Raw genomic sequence first — 23,908 nt, 5'->3', positions numbered from 1 at the left:
CGCAGCCGGCCCGGAAGCTGGCTCATACCTGCAACCAAAAGGTCACAGGACCATCATTCACCAGTGATACCTGCATATCCGCAGCGAATCTCCCGGTTTGTGTGTTCATCTCCTGCTGGCGACAGCGCGCGACAAAATAGTCATACAGCGCTTCTGCTCTGTCAGGGGCGGCCCCTTTGGAAAAACCCGGGCGCATACCCCGTTCGGTATCCGCTGCCAGCGTGAACTGTGAGACCACCAGCACGCTGCCGCCGGACTGCTGCACATTCAGATTCATTTTTCCTTCGGCATCGCTGAAGATACGATAGCCAAGCACGCGCTCGCACAGGCGATTCGCTTTTTGCTCATCATCGTCTTTCTCGACGCCCAACAACACCAGAAGCCCCGGGCCGATTTCACCCGTCACTTCGCCCTCCACGGTTACGCTTGCACGGGATACGCGCTGAATTAATGCAATCATAGTTATTCTGTTTCTTCTTTTTTAAGTTTGCGGTATTCCTCGAGAGTGACAGTAATTTCTGCCCCAAGCAAGACGATACACCACGTCCAGTACACCCAGACAAACAAAATAGGCACCACGGCTATCACGCCGTAAATCAGCTGGTACGACGGGAACGCCGTGATATATAAGGCAAACGCTTTTTTACCCGCCTCAAATAACAGCGCCGCCACCAGCGATCCGATAATCGCATCGCGATTGCGTACCTGGGTCGTCGGTACAATGCTGTAAAGCAGCCAAAACGCCGTCCACGATAAAATCAGCGGGAAGAGACGCAGCACATCATCAATCACGCCGTTCAGTTCGCTTGCCCAGCGCAGAGACAGCAGATAAGAGCTGATGGCCAGGCTCGCCCCCGCCAGCAGCGGCCCCAGCGTCAGAATCATCCAGTAAACGGCAAACGAGTAAATTTTGGACCGGGTGCGCGTGCTGCGCCAGATAGTGTTCAGCGCGCTATCAATAGAATACATCAGCAGCAGTGACGTCACGATCAGCCCGAAGGCGCCGACGGCCGTCATCCGGCTGGAGTTCGCGACAAACTGTTCGATGTATCCCTGGATGACATCCCCCGTCGCCGGGATGAAGTTAGCGAAGATAAAATGGCGAATCTGCCCGCTGACCTCGGAAAACATCGGAAATGCCGAGAACAGCGCAAAGACCACGGCGATCAGCGGCACCAGGGAGAGTAACGACACGTAGGCGAGATTCCCCGCCAGCGTGGTCATATGGTCTTCATCAATGCGCCGCCACAGCAGTTTTATCCAGGCCATCAGGGGCCGGACGCGGTGCTTTGCTTTTTGATGAACGGTTTTGAGCATAGTTATTTCGCAAAGTAGGCGGGGATGGTCTCCTTTCCGGTCACCAGAATACTGGTGATCCCCAACTGGTTAGCCCCCGCGATATTATCGGCGTTATCGTCAAAAAAGACCGTATCCTCCGCAGAGAAACCTTCCGACTGCAGGACGCTTTGATAGATTCGCGCCTCGGGTTTGCGCATCCCCATTTCCTGGGAAAGATAGATACGATCGGCGGCGGCCCGCACCTGCGGATATTCATCCGGCCAGAAAGTGGTATGCAGGCGATTAGTATTCGACAGGACAACCACGCGATGCCCCTGCTCACGCAGTTTTTGCATAATCGCGATGACATCAGGGCGCAGAGAGACAAAAACGGCCTGCCAGCCGTGGGAAAACTGCTCATAGCTCAGCGGCATATTCATTTCATGGCACATCGCCTGCGCAAAGGCCTCATCGCTAATTTCACCGCGTTCGTGCTGATGGAACGCCTCGCCCATGGTGAAATGCTGCTTGAGCGTCGCGAGCGGGATACGGCTCAAATCGCTCCATGTCCCGAGTACCCGGTTGAAGTCGATGTCGACAATCACATTACCTAAATCAAAGATATAGAGCATTTTTGTCTCCTTGCGCGCCATGAAAGATTAACTGTAGCGGGAAAGGCGGGGTTTGACTATGGAGTTAAAAGCAGAAAACACCCGCCCTGAGTCGGGTGTTTATCGAGGATCATAAAATTTCTTTAAAAGACCAGCGTGTTTCAATGATCTGCGGAGCGCCTGGATAGACAAACTGCGGTAAATGGTTAATCGCATTCGGCGCCTGAGTGATTGGGTTAACACATGTTGCATCAGGCTGTTTATCAAACACAACCAGACTTTGTGCGGCCGATGTCATCACCATATTCAGCTTACCAGGCCACTGTAATCGGACATTAATCCCGGAAGAAAATCCAAAACAATCGTCCCATGGGCCCGGCAGAGGGGATATCCGATTGCCCGTCGGTAACTCATTGCTCCCCGCCTCTTCTTGCCAGTCGGCGTTAAAGATGACCTGCAACTCGTCATCCGTATTCAAATCAAGCCGTTTAGCAAACCACGGGTGCCAGCCAGCAGACGCAGGAAATGTTTCCGATTCCGAACGGATTTCAAGACGCAGAATGACACTATCTTCTTCAATTTTTAGCGTTTGTAACACTTCCCCTCGCCAAGGCCAGGGTGAATCCAGTGGCATACGCAGCGTCAACGCCTCCACTTTATGCTCGACAACTTCCCATGATGAATAACAGGCCATCCCGTGCAAGGCATGCGGGGGTTTATTCGCTGGCAAAGTATAGCGTTTATCTCCTACATTAAGCGTCGCATAGCCAAGCCGTCCAGCCCAGGGCACCATCGGAAAACAGCCATACTGAAACGCTTTTCGCTGTGGGGCCCACTGCCGCAACACCTCAAAACCAAACGCCTGTAATGATGTAATCCTGGCGCCGTCATGCGGATAGACCTTGAGACGAATATGACCGTGTTCCAGTGACACAGCCTTACCTTCTGGCCCTGGCCAGGGGGCGTCAAAAGCGCGCTGTAGCGCAAGCTGATGCTGATTATTATCTTCGGTTTTCATGTGATTGTTCTCGGATATAGCAGTAAGAAGTTAATGGTTTCTTCGCGTCTTTTTTATTGTTTGAATGTGGCTCGATAAGCCAGACACAGATAAATGAAAGGGTTGAAATAACAAACAGGAACAGTGCGACATACCACGGTCTCCCCCCACCTAAAGCCAGCAGGCTGGATGCAATCAGGGGACTTAACCCCCCGAGAATGGCAGAAAATTGGTAGGCAAAGGAAAGACCGGTGTAACGGACCCGAATGCCAAACATGCGGGTAAATAGAGTGGGCTGCACAGCAAACATCATGGTTGGCCCAAGGTTATAACCCAGGATCATACTGCACCAGATGATCGGGGTACTTTTCGTGTCCAGCAAAAAGAAGAAAGGAAACGCAAAGAGGACGCAGAAACCCGCGCCAAATAAGTACATTTTCCTCTGCCCGATACGGTCGGAGATCCAACCCACCAAAGGGCAACACACAATGCCAATAGCCGACGCGATCAGCATACCGGTTAATGGAATATCCCTTGATAGCGCCAGCTGGCTGGAAATATAGACAATACCAAAAGCATTAATGATGTTTGACGAAACGCTCTCTGCCAGCCGGGCCCCAAGTGCGAGAAGAATATTGCGCGGATGTTTACGAAAGAGCTCAATCAACGGCGGCGCGACTTTTTCATGTGATACCGGCGGCTTCTGCTTTTTAAAATCCAGAGTCTCTTCGGTATGAAGGCGTATAAACATCCCGACAATCAGCATTACGGCAGAAAGCCAAAATGGGATGCGCCATCCCCAGGAAAGAAACTGCTCCTGGGTCAGAAAATGATTACAAAGCGCAAACACACCGGTTGCCAGCATAATTCCAACAGAGGCAGCGGTTTGCGGTAGAGCGCCTAAGAATCCGCGCTTTGCCTCAGGGGCCGACTCAATCGTCATTAATGCCGCTCCGCCATATTCTCCGCCAAGGCCAAATCCCTGAATCAGACGAAGAACCATCAGCGTGACGGGTGCCCAAATCCCAATATCCTGATAGGTAGGAATAAAACCTATTAAAAAGGTTGAAGTACCTACGATACCCAGCGTCCAGATCAGCGTGATTTTTCGCCCAACTTTGTCACCGAAATGACCAAAAACAATCCCTCCTAATGGGCGGGTTAAAAACCCCACGCCAAAGGTTGCGAATGCGGCAATCAAACCAATAAAAGGATCGCTGTCAGGAAAAAACAGAGGAGCAAACACCAGTCCCGCAGCCGTGCCGAAGATAAAGAAATCGTACCATTCCATCAGAGCACCAGCGAAGCTCCCCATGACAACCCGTCTCATGGCTTTGCCGGATAGCCCTTCTCTCGGTATCGGTAATCTTTCAGACATCATTTTTCCTCTCCAGGTCGACGAGAGATGCACACAACAAAATGGCTTCAAAAGATGGAGACCCTTCGTAGTAAACGCGTCGATATCAATCGACGCGTACGATCACTTCTCCAGTTCGGCCAGCACCTGAGCATCCTCAGCGTCCACATTCGCGCCAAGGGGTTCCCAGTTAATCAACACACAAGTCAGGAATCCCAGGAAAGGAACAATTGCCAGCCAATAAAACGCCTCTGTTTTTAATGCGCCCCACAGCATAGGCCAGAAGATAAGCCCGGCAATTGCTCCGGTACGCATAATCGCTCGTGCGAATCCCACGCCAGTCGGACGAATGCTGGGAGGATAGGAAAGGGTTGCGATAGTCATCCCTAAACCGCCTGGCCCTGCAGAATGGAAGAAAATGATGGCACCCAACAAGCCTAAAGAAAGCCATGGATTGGTCGTCGCTAACGCGCCTAACGCCAGCAAGGCAACAGTCACTAATGCGAATCCATACATAGACTGCAGACGTGTACCTAATCGCTGAAGGATGAGTGAACCAATCAAACCACCGGTAATCCCGCAGAGTGCGTTCACAGCCGCAGAACCGGTTAGCGCTCCGGTCAATCCTCCACTCAATATCCCCGCTAGCGTCAGAGGCAGATAAACACCGACGGCGTTATATTGCCAGGCCTGCATGGTCGCCACAACGCAGCCTAAAATAGTGCGTTTACGATAGCGCGCGTTAAACAGGATGCCGTACCCGCCGCGGAACTTACCTTCTGGCTTCTCAGATGACAAACTTTCTAATGGTGATGGAGAAGCCACGCGAGCGTGAACGCCATAGCGGGTTGCCAGAATGCCACAGGCTTCTTCATAACGCCCAACACGCGCAGCCCACATAGCGGACTCACCGATGAAGAAATAGCGCAGGATCATAATGCTGACAGCAAAAATCGCCCCCACGAAAATCCCATAACGCCATAATTGTTCTTCAGCAACACCGGACAGAAGTAACGGAAGCAATACAAGATAGACAACGGTTGTTGAGACGTACCATGCCATTTGCCAAAGGTTAACTGACGACCCTGTTTTCTTAGATGTTGAACCCCGCAGCTCCGCCACGGCATTTGTTGCCAGAGGAAAATCAATGCCCAGGCCAAATCCCATAACCACACGACATACCAGCACCCACCAGATATTGGGAGCAATAGCGACAGCGGCGGCACCTATCGTGCATAGCCCCATCCCGATGATAAACGCACGCTTTTGACCAAAACGGTTAATCACCCGGTTTGCTAATAACCCGCCAATCAAGGCCGCCACTAAAACAGAAGCGTTCACCGTTGCCGCAAGACCCGGTGAAATACCGAATTGCGCAGCAATGTATTTGTTGCCGAATCCCACCATCGCCGCCTGATAAGCATCAATGAGAATGCCACCCAGAGCGATAAAAATAACGCCGATACTGGTATTAACAGCTGAGTTTTTATTAACAATATCAATCACGTCTTGTGGACGACTGATTGAATAAGTTACAGGACTGGTGATTTGACTCATCGCAGTATCCTTTTTCATTGTTGTATGTAGGTGGCGCGGCTGTTTTGCAGCGCCAGACAGAGGGTTACATCATTAAACCTCAGCAAATTGCAGCATGACTTTTATGGAATCATTCTGTTGTGCACGTTCAAACGCCTTCGCCGCATCTTCGACCGGGAACAGATCTGTCACCAGTTCACGAGTGTCAAACTGGCCATCGGAGAGCCACCCAATCACCACGTCAAAATCCTCCGGGATGTACATGCCGGAATTCAGCAAATCCCGTTCAAAACGCTGCATCATAGGGAGAGGGATTTCACGAGGGCCGCCTGGCACCCCCATGCATACCACCGTTCCGCCGGCATAGACACGAGTGCAGGCATCATTTAGCGTTGCCTGAGCAGCAACCACATCTATCGCTCCCGTAAAGCGAACCTGCGGATCAAGCTCGCCGGGAGCCCAGACTTCAGCAGCACCAAGCTTTAATGACAGCGCTCGTTTAGCGGCATCGGGCTCGATAACGGTAATTTTCCCCGCCCCCATAATGCGGAGTGCCTGAACAATGGATAAGCCAATGGTTCCTGCACCAATCACCAACACGCTCTCAAGTGAGGCTTTCGGCATACGGTTAACACAGTGGCGCGCACAGGCGGCCGGCTCAGCAAAAGCCAGTACTTTCAGAGGCAGGGAAGCAGGTGCAACATGGCAGTTTCTCGCCGGTACAATATGCTGCGAACGAGCAAACCCTGGTGCACGGAAACCCGCAACCTGCGGAGGCTCGCACAGATTAAAGCGGCCTGCTTTACAGGCACGACATTCCATACACGCCATAATGGGGTCGACGACAACATGGTCACCCGGTTTAACCTCTTTTACCTCACTACCGACTTCCGTTACGCGTGCAGCAATTTCATGTCCTGGGACAACAGGGGGCTTAGCAAACGGATGCCCCCCCTTCAATACATGCAGGTCAGATCCGCAAATTCCATAGAATACCGGAGCAATACGAACTTCATGGGGTTTGAGTTCCTGGTGTGGCACTTCAACATACTGGGTAGTGACGCTCCCAATATCAGAAAATAAAACCTGGGTAATTTTATCCATTGTCATTCTCCAAATTCGTTATGAACCGGTGATTAGCGTTGAGCAATACCTTCATCAACGATTTCAGCTAAACGCTGCAGGCGTGGAACGGAAACATCACGCAGCATCGTTTGCGGATCCTGAGCACCGATAACCGAAGCCCACACGGCTCGACCGGCCAGGAATCCTGAAGCCCCCGCTTTCATTGCAATGCGCACCGCACGTCCAAAAATATCCGCATCAACGCCCGAGGAGAGAATGACCCAGGGCATCTTCATTTGATCATTAAGTTTCTGGCACGCGGCGAGTAACGTCTGTTGATCGCCCTTACCGCCTAACGGCATTTCTGCTTTATAGAGGTCGGCGCCTGTGTTCCCAAGTTCTGCTGCAGCAGCAACAATGGCGCCTTCGCGGTCAAACTCCCAACCACAACGAGGAGGACGCACCACCGGTTCAATAATGCTGACCAGCCCGGCGCTACGACAACGTTCAACGAACTCATTCACCATCGACAGGCGCGCTTGCGCAGGTTCATCTTCACGCCACAACACCAACAGTTTCATTGCCTTTGCGCCCATCTGCCGCGCCTGATGAGGGTCAATAGCTTTATCAATTTCAACGCTGTCAACCGGGATGCCATTACCGGGGATAAAACGATCGGCAGCGACAATCAGACCACATGAATCAGCCACCGCACCCTGTGACACGATCTGATCCAGGCAAAATTGCTTATCGGCAAGGACCGCAGAAGCATAGGGGGACAAGATGCGCGTCGCAGAAACTTTAAAATCAGTTAAAACGCTATCCGCTATCGGCTTAGCATGCCCGGAAGCCGCAAACATCAAACGCATTGCTTCACGCTGATCGACGGCCAACATGGCAAATCCGCCGCCAGGGCGAGAGATATCTTTCAGGGTGTACGGGTTATTGTGGGAAGACATAGTAACTCCTGTGAACGTTTAGAATTTAAAATGAGTCCGGACGGCCAGCCTGCTGACGAACCTGAGATAACAGCGCGCTCCAGTCCTGGCGACCTCGGCCATTCTCGCTGGCGCTGGCATAATACGTTTCTGCCGCAATCCCCATGCTGAGCGGCGCTCCGGTCTGTCCGGCGACATCAACGGCGATACGCAAATCTTTCAACGCCAGGTCCACCATAAATGCGGGAGAAAGATCCCCTTTCAGCACTTTTCCAGGCCAGGTTGTGGTGAAGTGGCCTTTGCCTGCTGCCGTACCGCTCATGACTTTGATAGCCACATCCAGACTTAAGCCTAATGATTCGCAAAGCACGGCAGCTTCCGCAGACAGTGCGTTTAGCGCGATGCTCATGTAGTTGTTGATCAACTTGACGCGGATCCCCATACCCGGACCCCCCGCTTCGATCATCTCAGATCCCATGCACAACAGAATTGGGCGCGCACGCTCCACCTGATCTGACGTTCCTCCTGCCAGTATCAGCAAAGTGCCATCGATAGCATTAACGGAAGTTCTGCCCACGGGGGCATCCATCATGCTGATGCCTTTTTCTTTCATCGCGTCGAGGAGTGCATCGGTTTGTAGCGGGTGAATCGTGGACATATCGATTACCAGTGCATCATGAGATACCGATTCACAGACGCCAGATTCGCCTAGCAATACCTGGCGAACAATGTCGCCATTTGGCAGCATTGTGATGACAAACTCAGCGCCCTGTGCTGCTTCGGCCGGGGTTCCGGCTGCGATGGCCCCCTTCTGAACTAACGTTTTAACGGCTTGCTGATTTACGTCGAAAACACGCAAAGCATGCCCTTTTTGCAACAAATTGTTGGCCATTGGGCTACCCATCTGGCCCAATCCCAAAAATGCGATGGTCGTCATGAACGATCTCCTGTCTTAGGTTGACAAAAAATTACAACAAAAAAAGAAAATTCCGTCTGTTTTTGAGCATATTTGTAATTTATGATTAAAAACACGACCAGCATCACTAATTTGATCATTTATGTCATTAGAATGAACAAAAGAAGACAAAATCACACAGGACAAGTCAGATATGATCAGAATTGCATGCGTTGGAATCACCGTTCAGGATCGCATTTACTCTCTGGGGAACCTTCCTGAGGGTGGTGGCAAATATCAGGCAAGCCAGTATCTGGAAACGGGAGGGGGTCCGGCGGCAACAGCGGCTGTTGCTATTGCCAGGCTCGGAGCTGAAGTTGACTTCATTGGCCGCGTAGGTGACGACAGTTGTGGAAATACCTTACTTACCGAGCTGCAAAACTGGGGGGTCAATACTTCACTTTGTCGCCAATATACCCATGCACGCTCTTCACAATCCGCAATTCTTGTTGATCATCAAGGAGAGCGAATCATCGTTAACTACCCGAGCCCGGATCTGAAGACCGATGCACAATGGCTGGAATCAATCGATTTTTCACGTTACGACATCGTCCTGGCCGATGTCCGTTGGCACGAGGGGACAGAGAAAGCCTTTACGCTGGCACGTGCGGCAGGCGTCACAACGCTGCTGGATGCGGATATGACGCCGCAGGACATCACCCCACTGGTTGCACTTGCCGATCATGCCGTTTTCTCTACGCCAGGTCTGGAACGAATGACTGGGCAAAGCAACGCCGAACTGGGTTTGCATCTGGCCGCTAAACACACTGATGGCCAGGTATATGTCACTCTGGGTAGTGAAGGGTCTTTATGGATTGCAGATGATCATCTGTGTCAACAGCCCGGATTCTCTGTGGATGTGGTCGATACTACCGGCGCTGGCGATGTTTTTCACGGAGCTATGGCCCTCGCGTTAGCGGAAAAAATGCCTACAATTCAAGCTATTCGTTTTGCCAGCGCGGTAGCAGCGATGAAATGCACACGCGCAGGAGGTCGAGCAGGCATTCCTAATCGTGAGCAAACTGAATCATTTTTGTCACTTTATGCGTAAAATAGTGAACATTTACAGGGGCAGAGTACAGGAGTATTCATGAGCATCACCGAGATTACCGGTAACCCACGACACGATCAGCTCGTTCACTATATTGCGGAGCGAGGCTACATGAATATCGAAGAACTGGCGCAGCTGCTGGATGTATCCACGCAAACTGTCCGCCGGGATATTCGTAAACTGAGTGAGCAAGGGTTGATTACCCGTCATCATGGCGGAGCCGGAAGAGTATCAAGCGTCATGAATACGGCCTTTGAGCAGCGCGAACTGTCGCTCACTCAGGAAAAGCAAGCTATTGCGGAAGCCGTTGCTGATTATCTTCCAGAACGTTGCACCGTTTTTATTACGATAGGAACAACCGTAGAAGCCGTTGCAAGGGCGTTGCTCAATCGCCATGATTTACGCATCATCACGAACAGTCTTCGTGTCGCACAAATCTTGTATAAAAACCAGGATATTGAAGTCATGGTGCCAGGAGGAACGCTACGTGCACATAATGGCGGCATCGTGGGTCCTGGAGCGGTGAGCTTTATTGAAGGGTTCAGAGCGGACTATTTAATCACCAGCATTGGAGCTATTGAGCATGATGGGACACTGCTGGAATTCGATGTCAATGAAGCTCAGGTCGCCAAAACTATGATTGAACATGCGCGTAATACGCTATTAGTTGCCGACCATACTAAATTCTCTGCCTCCGCAGCCGTCTCCATCGGCAACGCACGTAAAGTTCGGGCATTTTTCACCGATGCTCCGCCGCCAAACTCATTTAAGCAGCTGATGAGTGAGGAAAATGTTGAACTGGTCATTGCCGAGAAGGATATCCCCCGGGATATCAGCGAGTAAAAAAACCTCTTCTGCCGGGGAGATATGGTAAGAAAGCCGCAGAAATCTGCGGCTTTGAGCGAACGAGGTAAGGGTATGTAATCGGCTCTATGCCTTGGCGATCTCTAACGCCCGCTTTCTTTGGCTAATCCGCTTCACCAGCAATACTGAGGCGACGGCGCCACAGAACGCAAAGCAGGCCATGATACCAAAGACAATTTTGTACCCCAGAATGCCCGGATTAAGATCCAGGATATAGCCGTAGAGGCTGAAACAGAACATCGCAGGGGCATAGCCGATAAAGCTACCGAGAGCCATGGCGGCACCGGTCTGGCTTTCCGCAATCTTTGCCTCGCCGATGGGGGCAAAGAAGACCGCGCGCTGAGTAAAGACGATCGCCCCAAAGCCCAATGTGCAGGCCATTCCCAGATAAACCGGCATACTTTCATGAGGCAGCAGAATTAAGACCACCAGCGCAGCCGTACTGATAAAAAAGGTGTAGCACAAATATTTGCTCGGTGATTTCAGTATCTTATCCGAGATAATCCCGCCAACGGGGCCCCCGATCATCTTCAGGCAATACTGGTTAATAATGCCGTAAGCCCCCACCAGCGCGACAGGCAGCAGATAAATATTTTTCAGGAACGGAATAAAGAATGTTAACCCGCAATAGACGGCATAGACAAAAAAGACGTTGACCGCAATCAGCCATATTGTCTTATCTTTCAATACGGAGGACATACTGGTGTTTTTCTTTTCTTCCTGTGGGCGATCAACGGCTGTCGTTTTCACCTCATCATCATCCCGATTCAGCACGAAGAAGATAATGATCCCGACGCTAATAACGATAACAGAATAAAACCAGATCCCTGCTTTAAACCCTAACAGGCCACTGCCAAACCAGGCAAAAACCGCCAGCGCAGAAAACGCTACGATGGTATCGACAATACCCCGTCCGGTTTCAAAGAAACCAAACAACCGCCCCTGCTGTTCGCTATTCCCCAGACGACTAACCGACTTTAATAATACCGGCCAGTTCATCATATCGCAGGTGACACCAAATAGTGCCCAGACAAAGAGAATCCCCCAGTATCCCGGCATGGTTGTCAGATAGATACCTAACAGTCCGGTGGCGATAAGCGAGAGGGACATGGTATATTTGCGCGGTAATTTATCGGCAAAATAGATTGAAAGAAAGAAACCAATTGTCGTGACAAACGAGTTCACAGACATAGCATTGCCAATTTGACCATTGGTCAAATGAAAATACTCTTGCATCGGTATATAGAAAGCATCCTTTAGCGAAGGCAGTTTATAAATCGTACCACCACACAGTGTCAATAAGCTAAAGAGTGCCCATTTCTTTTTTGTGAGCATATAATTCCTTAATGATTTTACAATCATTTAGTTTTAAAAGGAAAAAGAACCCTGACCACGCCTGACGGGTGGCATATCAAAAAAATTAAAAATCAGAGATTGAAATTAAGAGTTAATAATGCAGCTGGCCTCACTTTTTATTTCCTGCAGCGTTGTTCTGACAAATGCTAACTGTTGAAGAGCATCCGCTTTTTCTTTCAATAACCGGGTTTCCAGCTGTGAGGCATCGGGTAACGGTGTTTCGCTCATTTCCCGCCACGGGATCCACGGGTTGTCGCCTTCATCGGCAAAGCGGAATGCCGGGGCATAATAGTCCACTTCTTCTTCCAGGCCGTAGGCGACCACCTGGGGTTGTTCGTCGCCCAGGCAAATCAGTCTGGTGAGCAACGCCTTAAACGGCATATCCCCTTGGCCGGAGACGCAGGCCTGATGTCCGAGACCGTTATCCTGCGGCATAATTAACGCATCTTTAATATGAACCTGAGTAATAAACGGAGACATCGCCTCTAATGCATGCAGCGGATGTTCGTTGGCATTAATCATATTCGCAAAATCAAAAAGCAGAGAGAGCGAAGACATACCGCTTTGCTCTATTAATGCGGTCAGCTCGTGGCTTTTTAGATCCTCATGCTGCTCAAGAGTAAAAGTCAGCCCGCTATCCTGATAACGTGCCTTCAGATACTGGATATCAAGAGCGATTTTTGACAGAACATCTTGTAAATGCCCCTCATAGCGAGGGTAAAATCTGACGGAGCTGGCGCCAGTTTTTAATGCTATATGCGTTACATGGTCGATCGCTTGTTTATCTGAAGAACTGGTCTCTATATGGACATCAAGCTGCAATCTCTGTGCTTTTTCAGAAAAAGCGGCAAGTTCAGCATCACTCATTTTACCTAAGGAGCGCGTTTCACCATCGAGAACATGAATTTTCACCCCGCGTAGATTATTTTCATGGGCGATATCTAATAAATCGCCGGGTAATATACGCTCAAGCCGCATATTAAGATGATATGCATAGGCGTGAAGATAAAGAGGAAGGTTATCGACACGGGAGAGGATTTTTTCTGCATCGTATTGAGTTAACATAACGTACCTACAAGTTAATAAAGAGGTCTACCGCCTCAAACCGCCAATATTCAATATCTATCTGAATGATATTTCCATCGCTGTCAGCCCGGTGTTTTTCAATAAGAATGGCCGGCATACCTGAAGAGCCGCCAATGAATTTACTGATATCGCCGGACATTCTGACCGGTTTAAATACGAGCTTTTTGGTTACGACGTCCTTTTGGTACTCATTTTTCCAGACCGAGGAGAAGGATTGGTTTTCAAGCTGTTCAATAAACCCTGGAGCGACATTCGGGTTAATAAAGGTTTCGTGATAAAACACTTTATGCCCTTCCAGCGCCCCCCAACCGGTGATGAGGTACAGTTCATCAGATGCCGCTGTCGCAAGAAGCGGTCGTGCGGCCTCGGGGTAATTTGCCGTGCGGCTTTTTTCAATAAATCCCCAGGAGGGTTCCCGACCTTGTTCAAGCGCGGCGCGCTGAAAGCTGGCGGAGAGCTCCGGACTATAATTAAAACGGGGCTGGGTCACGAACCAGCCCTTCCGGTCTTTACGGAAGATTCTCGATTCCGCCTCCAGGCTGAGGAGCGCCTGCCGCAGGGTCATCCGCTTAATCCCCAGCAGTTCGCCTAATTCTCGTTCGGAGGGGAGTTTACCGCCAGGCGCGGTGAGCCCTTCCCTCAGCCAGTGATCTAATTTTTCCTTCGCATTTTCGACGGTAGACAGATTTGTTGTCATTGTTTAACCCAATTGGTTTAAACCAGTTCATGAATCTTACTCCGACGTGCAAAAAAAAAACAATATCTCCGTTATTCTTTGGGGATAAATGTGACCGGCCTCTCTTCGGAAAGCGAGTGGCTCTCTGCTGACTGACGCGCGGCTATCGCGCCAGGGCAAAAAAAAACCCCGCCATCAAGGCGGGGTTCTGGCATCGACAAGAAGCGGGAATTAATCTTCTTTCGCACCGCGCATTGCGCGTTTACGGTCGTTCTCGGTCAGATGACGTTTACGGATACGAACGGAAGTTGGGGTCACTTCTACCAGTTCGTCGTCATCGATGAACTCCAGAGCCTGCTCCAGGGTCATCTTCACTGGCGGAACCAGGACCGTTGCTTCGTCAGTACCGGAAGCACGCATGTTGGTCAGTTTCTTACCGGTCAGGCAGTTTACAGTCAGGTCGTTAGAACGACTGTGAATACCGATGATCTGGCCTTCGTAAACTTCAGCACCGTGCCCCAGGAACAGCTTACCGCGGTCCTGCAGGCTGAACAGGGCAAACGCAACCGCTTTACCCTGACCGTTGGAGATCAGTACGCCGTTCTGACGCTGGCCCACATCGCCCGCACGAATGTCATCGTAGTGGCTGAAGGTGGAGTACAGCAGACCAGTACCGGAAGTCATGGTCATGAACTCAGAACGGAAACCGATCAGGCCACGGCTTGGGATCACGTAGTCGAGACGTACGCGGCCTTTGCCATCTGGATTCATGTTTTTCAGGTCGCCTTTACGCTCACCCAGAGCCTGCATGACAGAACCCTGATGCTGCTCTTCAACGTCCAGCGTTACGTTTTCGAACGGCTCTTGTTTACGGCCGTCGATTTCGCGGAAGATAACTTTCGGACGGGAAACCGCCATTTCGAAACCTTCACGACGCATATTTTCGATCAGAACCGACAGGTGCAGTTCACCACGACCGGAAACGCGGAATGCATCAGCATCCGGAGTTTCTTCAACGCGCAGCGCCACGTTATGCACCAGCTCTTTGTTCAGACGGTCAAGAATCTGACGAGAGGTAACGTACTTACCTTCTTTACCACAGAACGGAGAGGTGTTAACGCAGAAGAACATGGAGACGGTTGGCTCATCGACTGACAGCGCCGGCAGCGCTTCAACATTCTGCGGATCACAGATGGTGTCAGAGATGTTCAGTTCGCCCAGACCGGTGATCGCGATGATATCGCCCGCTTCAGCAATATCGCTGTCGATACGCTCCAGGCCCAGGTGGGTCAGAACTTTACCCACTTTACCGTTACGGGTTTTGCCTTCGCTATCAACGATAGTGACCTGCTGGTTTGGCTTCACTTTACCGCGTTTGATGCGGCCGATGCCAATGACGCCAACGTAGTTGTTGTAATCCAGCTGGGAGATTTGCATCTGCAGCGGACCATCAAGGTCAACGTTCGGTGCCGGAACACGATCGACGATAGTCTGATACAGCGGAGTCATATCTTCAGCCATATCTTCGTGATCCAGACCCGCAATACCGTTCAGCGCAGAAGCATAAACGATCGGGAAGTCCAGCTGTTCGTCGGTAGCGTCGAGGTTAACGAACAGGTCGAATACCTGATCGACAACCCAGTCAGGACGCGCGCCAGGACGGTCAACTTTGTTGATGACAACAATGGGCTTCAGGCCATGAGCAAATGCCTTCTTGGTTACGAAGCGCGTCTGCGGCATTGGGCCATCCATTGCGTCAACAACCAGTAGAACGGAATCAACCATGGACATTACACGCTCAACTTCACCACCGAAGTCGGCGTGCCCAGGGGTATCAACGATGTTGATACGGTAGTCATTCCATTTAATGGCGGTGTTTTTCGCGAGGATGGTAATCCCACGCTCTTTCTCCAAATCGTTGGAGTCCATCACTCGCTCTTGAGTTTCGGCACGCGCGTCGAACGTACCGGATTGCTGCAGCAGCTTATCAACCAGGGTAGTTTTACCATGGTCAACGTGCGCGATGATGGCGATATTACGCAAATTTTCGATCACAACTTTGCCTCAGGCATTAGAAATAGCGCGTTATTGTACACGGATTAATCGCAGTACAAAACAGGATCACAAACATCCTCCACAAACAAGTATTGCAGAGTTTCTTTGTGATCGCTTTCACGGAGCGTTAAAAGGGTTATTCAAGGTCAATTGCACCAAAATAGTGCCCAATGTTCACACAATTGCACTATATTGGTGCAATGCATTCATAATGGTGCAGCCCTTTTGCACGATGGAGTGCATGATAACGCCTTTTGGGGGCAATTTAAAAGTTGGCACAGATTTCGCTTTATATTTTTTAAGGCAACAACGCCACATTAAGCAGTTAAAAAGTTTTCGTTACCACGACGACAATGACCAATCCGGGAGAGTTTAAGTATGTCCGCTGAACACGTTTTGACGATGCTGAACGAGCACGAAGTGAAGTTTGTCGATCTGCGCTTCACCGATACCAAAGGTAAAGAACAGCACGTCACAATTCCTTCTCATCAGGTAAATGCCGAATTCTTCGAAGAAGGCAAAATGTTTGATGGCTCCTCGATTGGTGGCTGGAAAGGTATTAACGAATCTGACATGGTTCTGATGCCGGATGCGACCACTGCGCTGATCGACCCGTTCTATGAAGAACCGACGCTGATCATCCGCTGCGATATCCTGGAACCAGGTACGCTGCAGGGCTACGACCGTGACCCGCGCTCCATCGCCAAACGCGCGGAAGAATACCTGCGCTCTACCGGTCTGGCGGACACCGTTCTGTTCGGGCCAGAACCTGAGTTCTTCCTGTTCGACGATATCCGTTTCGGCGCCTCTATCTCCGGCTCCCACGTTGCTATCGACGACATCGAAGGCGCATGGAACTCCTCCACCAAATACGAAGGTGGTAACAAAGGTCACCGCCCAGGCGTGAAAGGCGGTTATTTCCCGGTTCCGCCGGTTGACTCCTCTCAGGACATCCGTTCCACCATGTGTATGATCATGGAAGAGATGGGCCTGGTTGTTGAAGCTCACCACCACGAAGTGGCTACCGCGGGTCAGAACGAAATCGCTACCCGTTTCAACACCATGACCAAAAAAGCGGACGAAATTCAGATCTACAAATACGTTGTGCACAACGTGGCGCACCGTTTTGGTAAAACCGCGACCTTCATGCCGAAGCCTATGTTCGGCGACAACGGTTCCGGTATGCACTGCCACATGTCTCTGTCCAAGAACGGCGTTAACCTGTTCTCTGGTGACAAGTATGCAGGCCTGTCTGAACAAGCGCTGTACTACATCGGCGGCGTTATCAAGCACGCTAAAGCGATCAACGCCCTGGCAAACCCGACCACCAACTCCTACAAGCGTCTGGTCCCGGGTTACGAAGCACCGGTCATGCTGGCTTACTCTGCCCGTAACCGTTCCGCTTCCATCCGTATCCCGGTAGTCACCTCGCCGAAAGCACGCCGTATCGAAGTGCGCTTCCCGGACCCGGCGGCTAACCCGTACCTGTGCTTCGCAGCACTGCTGATGGCTGGCCTTGACGGTATCAAGAACAAAATCCATCCGGGCGAAGCGATGGACAAAAACCTGTACGACCTGCCGCCGGAAGAAGCGAAAGAGATCCCACAGGTTGCAGGCTCTCTGGAAGAAGCACTGAACGCGCTGGACGCTGACCGTGAGTTCCTGACGGCTGGCGGCGTGTTCACCAACGACGCTATCGATGCTTACATCGCCCTGCGTATTGAAGAAAACGACCGCGTACGCATGACTCCGCACCCGGTTGAATTCGAACTGTACTACAGCGTCTGATTTTGCTGTAAATCCCCGGTATTCCGTGTTGTGGCGTGGGGTACCGTGGATATTTTGTTGCCGTGGAAACTTTCAGCCCATCTCAGGATGGGCTTTTTTCTCCACCAACACTCTGATCTCATGCGCTTTTTATCTATAAAAAGCTATACTGCACTAAAATGGTGCACTCTTTTCAGGAGACTGTCAGATGGCAACAGGCACTCAGCCCGATGCTGGGCAGATCCTTAACTCTTTAATCAACAGTATCTTACTGGTCGATGACGACCTGGCGGTGCATTACGCGAACCCGGCCGCGCAGCAGCTGCTGGCGCAAAGTTCACGTAAGCTCTTTGGCACGCCGCTTCCGGAACTGTTGAGCTACTTTTCACTGAATATCGGCCTGATGCAGGAAAGCCTGCTGGCGGGCCAGGGCTTTACCGACAACGAAGTGACGCTGGTTATCGATGGCCGCTCGCATATCCTGTCTCTGACCGCACAGCGCCTGCCTGAAGGCTATATCCTGCTGGAGATGGCACCGATGGATAACCAGCGACGCCTGAGCCAGGAGCAGCTGCAGCACGCCCAGCAAATCGCGGCGCGGGATTTGGTTCGCGGGTTGGCCCATGAGATCAAAAATCCTTTAGGCGGCCTGAGAGGCGCTGCGCAATTGTTGAGTAAAGCGCTGCCTGACCCGGCGTTGATGGAATACACCAACGTGATTATTGAACAGGCCGATCGCTTAAGAAATCTGGTCGACCGCCTGCTGGGGCCGCAGCATCCAGGGATGCACGTTACCGAAAGCATCCATAAGGTCGCCGAACGGGTTGTGAAGCTGGTCTCGATGGAACTGCCGGATAACGTCAAACTGGTCCGCGATTACGACCCGAGCCTGCCGGAGCTTCCTCATGACCCGGACCAGATCGAACAGGTTCTGCTGAATGTCGTACGCAACGCGCTGCAGGCGCTGGGGCCAGAAGGTGGCGAGATCATCCTGCGCACCCGTACCGCCTTTCAGCTGACGCTGCACGGCGTACGTTACCGCCTCACCGCGCGTATTGACGTCGAGGACAACGGCCCGGGAATTCCGTCCCACTTACAGGATACGCTGTTCTACCCCATGGTTAGCGGTCGCGAAGGCGGTACCGGTCTGGGGCTCTCCATTGCCCGCAGTCTTATCGATCAGCACTCCGGCAAAATTGAATTTACCAGTTGGCCAGGACATACCGAATTCTCGGTGTACCTGCCTATTCGGAAGTAGAGGTGTTTATGCAACGAGGGATAGCCTGGATCGTTGATGACGATAGCTCCATCCGTTGGGTGCTTGAACGCGCGCTCACCGGAGCAGGCTTAAGTTGTACAACGTTTGAAAGCGGCAACGAGGTGCTTGATGCACTCACCACCAAAACCCCGGATGTACTGTTATCTGATATCCGGATGCCGGGAATGGATGGGTTGGCGTTACTGAAACAAATCAAACAGCGTCACCCAATGCTTCCGGTCATCATAATGACCGCGCATTCGGATCTGGACGCGGCGGTCAGCGCCTATCAGCAAGGTGCCTTTGACTATCTGCCCAAACCTTTTGATATCGATGAAGCGGTGGCGCTGGTTGATCGGGCGATTAGCCATTACCAGGAACAGCAGCAGCCGCGTAATGCGCCGATTAATAGCCCGACGGCCGATATCATCGGCGAAGCGCCGGCAATGCAGGACGTCTTTCGCATCATCGGGCGCCTGTCGCGTTCATCAATCAGCGTATTGATCAACGGCGAATCCGGTACCGGTAAAGAGCTGGTTGCGCACGCCCTGCACCGCCATAGCCCGCGGGCAAAAGCGCCGTTTATCGCACTGAATATGGCTGCAATCCCAAAAGACCTGATCGAATCTGAACTTTTCGGTCACGAAAAAGGGGCATTTACCGGCGCCAATACCGTACGTCAGGGACGTTTTGAGCAGGCTGACGGTGGGACTTTGTTCCTCGATGAGATCGGCGATATGCCGCTTGATGTACAGACGCGCCTGCTGCGCGTGCTGGCCGATGGCCAGTTCTATCGCGTTGGCGGCTATGCGCCGGTGAAGGTAGACGTGCGAATTATTGCGGCAACCCACCAGAACCTTGAGCAGCGCGTGCAGGAAGGAAAGTTCCGTGAGGACCTGTTCCACCGCCTGAACGTGATTCGCGTTCATCTGCCGCCGCTGCGCGAGCGCCGCGAAGATATTCCCCGCCTGGCGCGGCACTTCCTGCAAATTGCCGCCCGCGAACTGGGGGTCGAAGCCAAGCTGCTTCATCCGGAGACGGAAACCGCGCTCACCCGTTTAGCCTGGCCTGGTAACGTCCGCCAGCTGGAGAACACCTGCCGCTGGCTGACGGTGATGGCAGCAGGCCAGGAGGTTCTGACGCAGGATCTTCCCAGCGAACTGTTTGAAACCGCGATTCCCGATAGCCCGACGCATATGCAACCGGACAGCTGGGCAACCTTACTGGGACAGTGGGCCGATCGCGCTCTACGTTCCGGTCATCAAAACCTGCTTTCTGAAGCGCAGCCGGAGATGGAGCGGACGCTGCTTACTACTGCCCTGCGTCATACGCAAGGGCATAAGCAGGAAGCCGCGCGACTGCTAGGATGGGGACGTAATACGCTAACGCGCAAGCTGAAAGAGTTAGGAATGGAGTAATGCTTCGCTGTCCCGGCAGGCCTGTCGCCCGCCGGGATAGTGTTTAAATTACCCGGGAGAACTGCTGCATCCGCGCTTTCTGACGCAGATAGGCGTCAAAGCACATGCAGATGTTGCGAATCAGCAGACGGCCTTTTGCCGTCACCTGAATGCCCTTGTCATCCACATCCACCAGCCCATCTTTTGCCAGCGGTGCCAGCAGCGCCAGATCGTCTGCAAAATAACGCTGAAAATCCAGTTTCCACCGCGTTTCCACCGCAGAGAAATCGAGATGGAACTGGCAAATCAATGCCTTAATAACGTCACGACGAATACAGTCATCGCGGGTCAACGCGATACCGCGCCAGAGCGCATCTCCGGTTTCATCAACCTGTTGATAATAGAGCTTCAGCTCTTTCTGGTTCTGCGCGTAGCAGTCGCCAATCATGCTGATCGCCGACACCCCCATCCCCAGCAGGTCGGTATCGCCCTGAGTGGTGTACCCCTGGAAATTACGGTGCAGGACGCCGTCGCGCTGAGCAATGGCCAGCTCGTCATCCGGACGGGCAAAGTGATCCATGCCGATAAACTGATAGCCGGCGTCGGTGAGTGAGGCAATGGTCTCCTGCAGAATATCCAGCTTCTGTTCCGCCGAAGGCAGGTCGGCATCTTTGATTTTACGCTGAGCGGCGAAGAGCGTCGGCAGATGCGCATAGTTGAATACGCTCAGACGATCGGGGTTGAGCTCGGCCACTTTTTGCAGCGTAAAGGCAAAACTCTCCGGCGTTTGTTTCGGCAGGCCGTAAATCAGATCGATATTCGTCGAGGTAAAACCAATTTCACGCGCATGGTTGAGCAGGGCAAAGATAAACGCCTCATCCTGCTCGCGGTTCACCAGCCGCTGAACCTCTTTATTGAAATCCTGCACGCCCATGCTCAACCGGTTAAAGCCTTCCGATCGGAGATGATCCAGAACATCCAGTTCAATTTCACGCGGATCGACTTCAATCGAGATCTCTGCATCGGCGTTAAAATTGAAATGGCTGCGCAACAAACGCATTAAGCGGCTGATTTGCGCTTTATTCAGGTAAGTGGGGGTACCGCCGCCCCAGTGCAGCTGGTGCACCTGACGCCCGGCAAAGAGCGGCGCGCGATGAATAATTTCTTGCTCCAGCACATCCAGGTACTGGTCGGCTTTATGCTGCTGGCGAGTCACAATTTTGTTGCAGCCACAGAAATAGCAGAGCTTGTGACAAAACGGAATATGCACATACAGCGATAGCGGACGCTGCGGGTAGCGAGCTACCGCCGCGTCAAATTCTGCCGCACCGAACTCAGGCGAAAACTCCAGTGCGGTGGGGTATGAGGTATAACGTGGCCCCGAATAGTTATATTTCTGGATCAGGGCCAGATCCCAGTCGATTAACTGCACAGACATGCTCACTCCTTCCGATGGTGCCGTCGGCGGGTACGCCGCCCCGGCCCAACCGCACCTCGGGTAATGAGCCGGTTGCGCAGCCATTTCTGACGCCGCGACAACCGTCGTAGTTTAACGAATAACCACAGCAGATAACATACAACCAAAAGGGTTATAAGCAGGACCGGGAATCCGATTGAGTGCAAACGTTAGTTTCCACCCTTCAGCAGACGCATCATATCTTCCTGACGCTCTTCTTCTTCCTCATCCTCGTCATCATCGTAGGACAGGCCAAGCTGCTGCATCAGCTCATCAATACGATCGAGTTTGGCATCGACCCACGACTGCTCTTCAGCATTCAGGGTGCCGCCCTCTTCCAGACGTTCCAGCAGCGCGTCCAGGCGCTCATCGTTTTCCAGCAAATCCAGCTCAGCCTGTGGTGAAAGCATAGGTTTCTCGCTCTTCGGTTTGTGCTGCTTAGGAGCCGGGGTGCTTTCAGTCACGCCCAGCGGAATCGGTTTTTTACTCCCAATACGCGGATCTTGCTGCTGGCTCTGTTTTTTGCCGGATGATGCGGCATCACCGCCGGTTGCGCGACTTCCTGCCGCGTGACCACGATGTTTCTTCTGGCGTTTGCGATCGCGGGATTCCTGATTCATTTCTTCACGTGTCTTGCGATGCGTTTTGCCACGGGGTACGGATGTCGGTTTTTTCATATAGGTAATCTTCAGATTCGTTTTCTTCAGTATAGAATTGAGGCGGAATCTAGCAGAAAGCAAGCAAAGAAAAAAGGCGACAGATTACTCTGCCGCCTTTTTCCTCACTGACAACCCTTAGCGGGTTTCCACTTTCCCTGTTAGCTCACGACGCACCCTGTCTTTCCTTTAGCAAATAACAGTCCCTGTTATCTCCCTTTCCTTGTTAAAACGTCTCCAGACGTTTGTCATCCTGACATTAATCCCGGGTCTTCGCCTCCCTGGCGCTCCTGACTACTCATCCTGAGTCACTTTCCTGCCGGCTTCCTCGCCTGTGCCCATTACTTTACCGTTTTAATCAAATCCTACAACCAACCACAAAGTAAAAATGGCTATTTAAGATTGTTCTATACAGTTAATTGTATGAATTTTAATGCCTTAACACTATCCACACCGTCGTTTCTCATCGATTACCTCGACATTGAATGGACAATGTCTCACAAAGTGAAGGGTTTTTACTTACGGCAGAGGATGCGGTAAAAACAGCCTTTTTCTGCTGTTCAGGTATAATCCTCGCCATAGCCTTATTTAACGGAGACGACAGTCTTGACTAACTGGAACTATCAACAGACGCATTTTGTCACCAGCGCACCCGATATCCGCCACCTTCCATCCGATACGGGTATCGAAGTTGCCTTTGCTGGTCGCTCAAATGCGGGGAAATCCAGCGCCCTGAATACGCTCACCAACCAGAAAAGCCTGGCGCGTACTTCAAAGACCCCTGGCCGCACCCAGCTAATCAACCTGTTTGAAGTCGCCGAAGGCAAACGCCTGGTCGACCTGCCGGGTTACGGCTACGCTCAGGTCCCGGAGGAGATGAAGATCAAATGGCAGCGCGCTCTGGGTGAATACCTGGAGAAGCGTCTGTGCCTGAAAGGACTGGTGGTGCTGATGGATATCCGTCATCCGCTGAAAGACCTCGATCAGCAAATGATCGAATGGGCCGTAGAAAGCGATATCCAGGTACTGGTTCTGCTCACCAAAGCCGATAAGCTGGCCAGCGGCGCACGTAAAGCGCAGGTCAATATGGTGCGTGAGGCGGTTCTTGCCTTTAACGGCGATGTGCAGGTTGAACCCTTCTCTTCGCTGAAAAAATCAGGCGTGGATAAGCTGCGTCAGAAGCTCGACAGCTGGTTTAATGAGATCCCTCCTCAGGAAGAGATCGCCGACGGAGAGTAATCGCCGTTGTTTTCCCGGATAGCGGCGCCTGACGTCTTATCCGGGCTGCGTCATCAGCCCACCGCAGTCCGCCAGAATTTTCTTTCGCGCAATAAAAAACGCCCCGGTCATAAATGACCGGGGCGGCTAAAATATTCAGCCAAATCCGATTACGTGAAGTAAAAGGTCTGAAAGATAGAACATCTTACCTCTGTACCCTACGTCATTAACTCTACTCTTCTTTTGGTTACGGAGAAAGCACTTTTTGTAGTTTTTTTTCACTCTTTACATAGCAAATTCAAATGATCATCACAAAACGCTATAAGTTATG

Annotated in this window: 22 protein-coding genes; 6 read left to right on the top strand and 16 right to left on the bottom strand. The window is 51.7% G+C overall.

Translation table 11 applies throughout. The features are described from left to right. Positions 1-22: 22 nt before the first annotated feature. The 9 genes from dtd to yihU form a co-directional block, all read right to left on the bottom strand. Positions 23-460, bottom strand: a complete 438-nt coding sequence (dtd, locus tag MC50_RS08730) for a D-aminoacyl-tRNA deacylase (protein WP_004869291.1) — start codon at positions 458-460, stop codon at positions 23-25. Between the two features lie 2 nt (positions 461-462). Then, on the bottom strand, positions 463-1,317 hold the full coding sequence (locus MC50_RS08725; protein ID WP_032690129.1) for a virulence factor BrkB family protein: 855 nt from the start codon (positions 1,315-1,317) through the stop codon (positions 463-465). A gap of 2 nt (positions 1,318-1,319) precedes the next feature. Next, positions 1,320-1,910, bottom strand: a complete 591-nt coding sequence (gene yihX, locus MC50_RS08720) for a glucose-1-phosphatase (RefSeq protein WP_032696664.1) — start codon at positions 1,908-1,910, stop codon at positions 1,320-1,322. A 109-nt stretch (positions 1,911-2,019) separates the two neighbouring features. Further along, complete coding sequence (locus MC50_RS08715; RefSeq protein ID WP_102990862.1) at positions 2,020-2,907, bottom strand: aldose epimerase family protein; 888 nt, start codon at positions 2,905-2,907, stop codon at positions 2,020-2,022. Then, positions 2,891-4,264: an MFS transporter gene (locus MC50_RS08710; RefSeq protein WP_047665435.1), complete on the bottom strand. Its 1,374-nt coding sequence runs from the start codon at positions 4,262-4,264 to the stop codon at positions 2,891-2,893. Before MC50_RS08710 ends, MC50_RS08715 begins: the two co-directional genes overlap by 17 nt. A gap of 102 nt (positions 4,265-4,366) precedes the next feature. Continuing rightward, positions 4,367-5,800: an MFS transporter gene (locus MC50_RS08705; RefSeq protein ID WP_047663672.1), complete on the bottom strand. Its 1,434-nt coding sequence runs from the start codon at positions 5,798-5,800 to the stop codon at positions 4,367-4,369. Positions 5,801-5,872: 72 nt separating this feature from the next. Beyond that, complete coding sequence (locus tag MC50_RS08700) at positions 5,873-6,883, bottom strand: zinc-dependent alcohol dehydrogenase (protein ID WP_102990863.1); 1,011 nt, start codon at positions 6,881-6,883, stop codon at positions 5,873-5,875. A gap of 32 nt (positions 6,884-6,915) precedes the next feature. Beyond that, a complete protein-coding gene (locus MC50_RS08695; RefSeq protein WP_047663669.1) occupies positions 6,916-7,803 on the bottom strand; it encodes an aldolase in 888 nt (295 codons plus the stop codon). Positions 7,804-7,828: 25 nt separating this feature from the next. Next, positions 7,829-8,719, bottom strand: coding sequence for a sulfolactaldehyde 3-reductase (yihU, locus tag MC50_RS08690; RefSeq protein ID WP_047663668.1), 891 nt, complete (start codon positions 8,717-8,719; stop codon positions 7,829-7,831). A 172-nt stretch (positions 8,720-8,891) separates the two neighbouring features. Between yihU and MC50_RS08685 the strand changes: the two genes are divergently transcribed. After that, positions 8,892-9,788, top strand: coding sequence for a sugar kinase (locus MC50_RS08685; RefSeq protein WP_047663667.1), 897 nt, complete (start codon positions 8,892-8,894; stop codon positions 9,786-9,788). 39 nt (positions 9,789-9,827) lie between these two features. Beyond that, positions 9,828-10,631, top strand: coding sequence for a DeoR/GlpR family DNA-binding transcription regulator (locus MC50_RS08680; RefSeq protein ID WP_047663665.1), 804 nt, complete (start codon positions 9,828-9,830; stop codon positions 10,629-10,631). A gap of 87 nt (positions 10,632-10,718) precedes the next feature. On the opposite strand, the gene MC50_RS08675 is transcribed toward MC50_RS08680, so the two are convergent. The 4 genes from MC50_RS08675 to typA form a co-directional block, all read right to left on the bottom strand. Further along, entirely contained in the window at positions 10,719-11,987 is a 1,269-nt protein-coding gene (locus MC50_RS08675) for an MFS transporter (protein WP_032690131.1), read from the bottom strand. Positions 11,988-12,092: 105 nt separating this feature from the next. Further along, positions 12,093-13,073, bottom strand: coding sequence for a sugar phosphate isomerase/epimerase family protein (locus MC50_RS08670; protein WP_047663663.1), 981 nt, complete (start codon positions 13,071-13,073; stop codon positions 12,093-12,095). 7 nt (positions 13,074-13,080) lie between these two features. Further along, a complete protein-coding gene (locus MC50_RS08665; protein ID WP_004869280.1) occupies positions 13,081-13,791 on the bottom strand; it encodes a GntR family transcriptional regulator in 711 nt (236 codons plus the stop codon). A 210-nt stretch (positions 13,792-14,001) separates the two neighbouring features. Next, on the bottom strand, positions 14,002-15,825 hold the full coding sequence (gene typA, locus MC50_RS08660) for a ribosome-dependent GTPase TypA (protein WP_032690133.1): 1,824 nt from the start codon (positions 15,823-15,825) through the stop codon (positions 14,002-14,004). 378 nt (positions 15,826-16,203) lie between these two features. Between typA and glnA the strand changes: the two genes are divergently transcribed. The 3 genes from glnA to glnG all read left to right on the top strand — a co-directional run bounded on the left by glnA (position 16,204) and on the right by glnG (position 20,268). After that, a complete protein-coding gene (gene glnA, locus MC50_RS08645; RefSeq protein ID WP_004127100.1) occupies positions 16,204-17,613 on the top strand; it encodes a glutamate--ammonia ligase in 1,410 nt (469 codons plus the stop codon). Positions 17,614-17,800: 187 nt separating this feature from the next. After that, a complete protein-coding gene (gene glnL / locus MC50_RS08640; RefSeq protein ID WP_004869278.1) occupies positions 17,801-18,850 on the top strand; it encodes a nitrogen regulation protein NR(II) in 1,050 nt (349 codons plus the stop codon). A gap of 8 nt (positions 18,851-18,858) precedes the next feature. Next, positions 18,859-20,268, top strand: coding sequence for a nitrogen regulation protein NR(I) (glnG, locus tag MC50_RS08635; protein ID WP_032690144.1), 1,410 nt, complete (start codon positions 18,859-18,861; stop codon positions 20,266-20,268). A 43-nt stretch (positions 20,269-20,311) separates the two neighbouring features. On the opposite strand, the gene hemN is transcribed toward glnG, so the two are convergent. Continuing rightward, on the bottom strand, positions 20,312-21,685 hold the full coding sequence (gene hemN, locus MC50_RS08630; protein ID WP_047663660.1) for an oxygen-independent coproporphyrinogen III oxidase: 1,374 nt from the start codon (positions 21,683-21,685) through the stop codon (positions 20,312-20,314). A gap of 188 nt (positions 21,686-21,873) precedes the next feature. Then, positions 21,874-22,380: a Der GTPase-activating protein YihI gene (gene yihI, locus MC50_RS08620; RefSeq protein WP_032690135.1), complete on the bottom strand. Its 507-nt coding sequence runs from the start codon at positions 22,378-22,380 to the stop codon at positions 21,874-21,876. Between the two features lie 585 nt (positions 22,381-22,965). On the opposite strand from yihI, the gene yihA reads away from it, so the two are divergent. After that, positions 22,966-23,598: a ribosome biogenesis GTP-binding protein YihA/YsxC gene (gene yihA / locus MC50_RS08615; RefSeq protein WP_032690136.1), complete on the top strand. Its 633-nt coding sequence runs from the start codon at positions 22,966-22,968 to the stop codon at positions 23,596-23,598. A 135-nt stretch (positions 23,599-23,733) separates the two neighbouring features. Here the strand turns inward: yihA and MC50_RS29370 are convergent, their stop codons facing one another. After that, positions 23,734-23,781: a spot 42 RNA, inhibition of DNA synthesis gene (locus tag MC50_RS29370; protein WP_071892919.1), complete on the bottom strand. Its 48-nt coding sequence runs from the start codon at positions 23,779-23,781 to the stop codon at positions 23,734-23,736. Between the last annotated feature and the right edge of the window lie 127 nt (positions 23,782-23,908).

Origin of the sequence: Klebsiella planticola (genome assembly GCF_000783935.2) — a bacterium.
GTDB lineage: Bacteria > Pseudomonadota > Gammaproteobacteria > Enterobacterales > Enterobacteriaceae > Klebsiella > Klebsiella planticola.
Note: the sequence above shows the minus strand (reverse complement) of the source record. Positions and strands in the feature narration are given on the sequence as shown.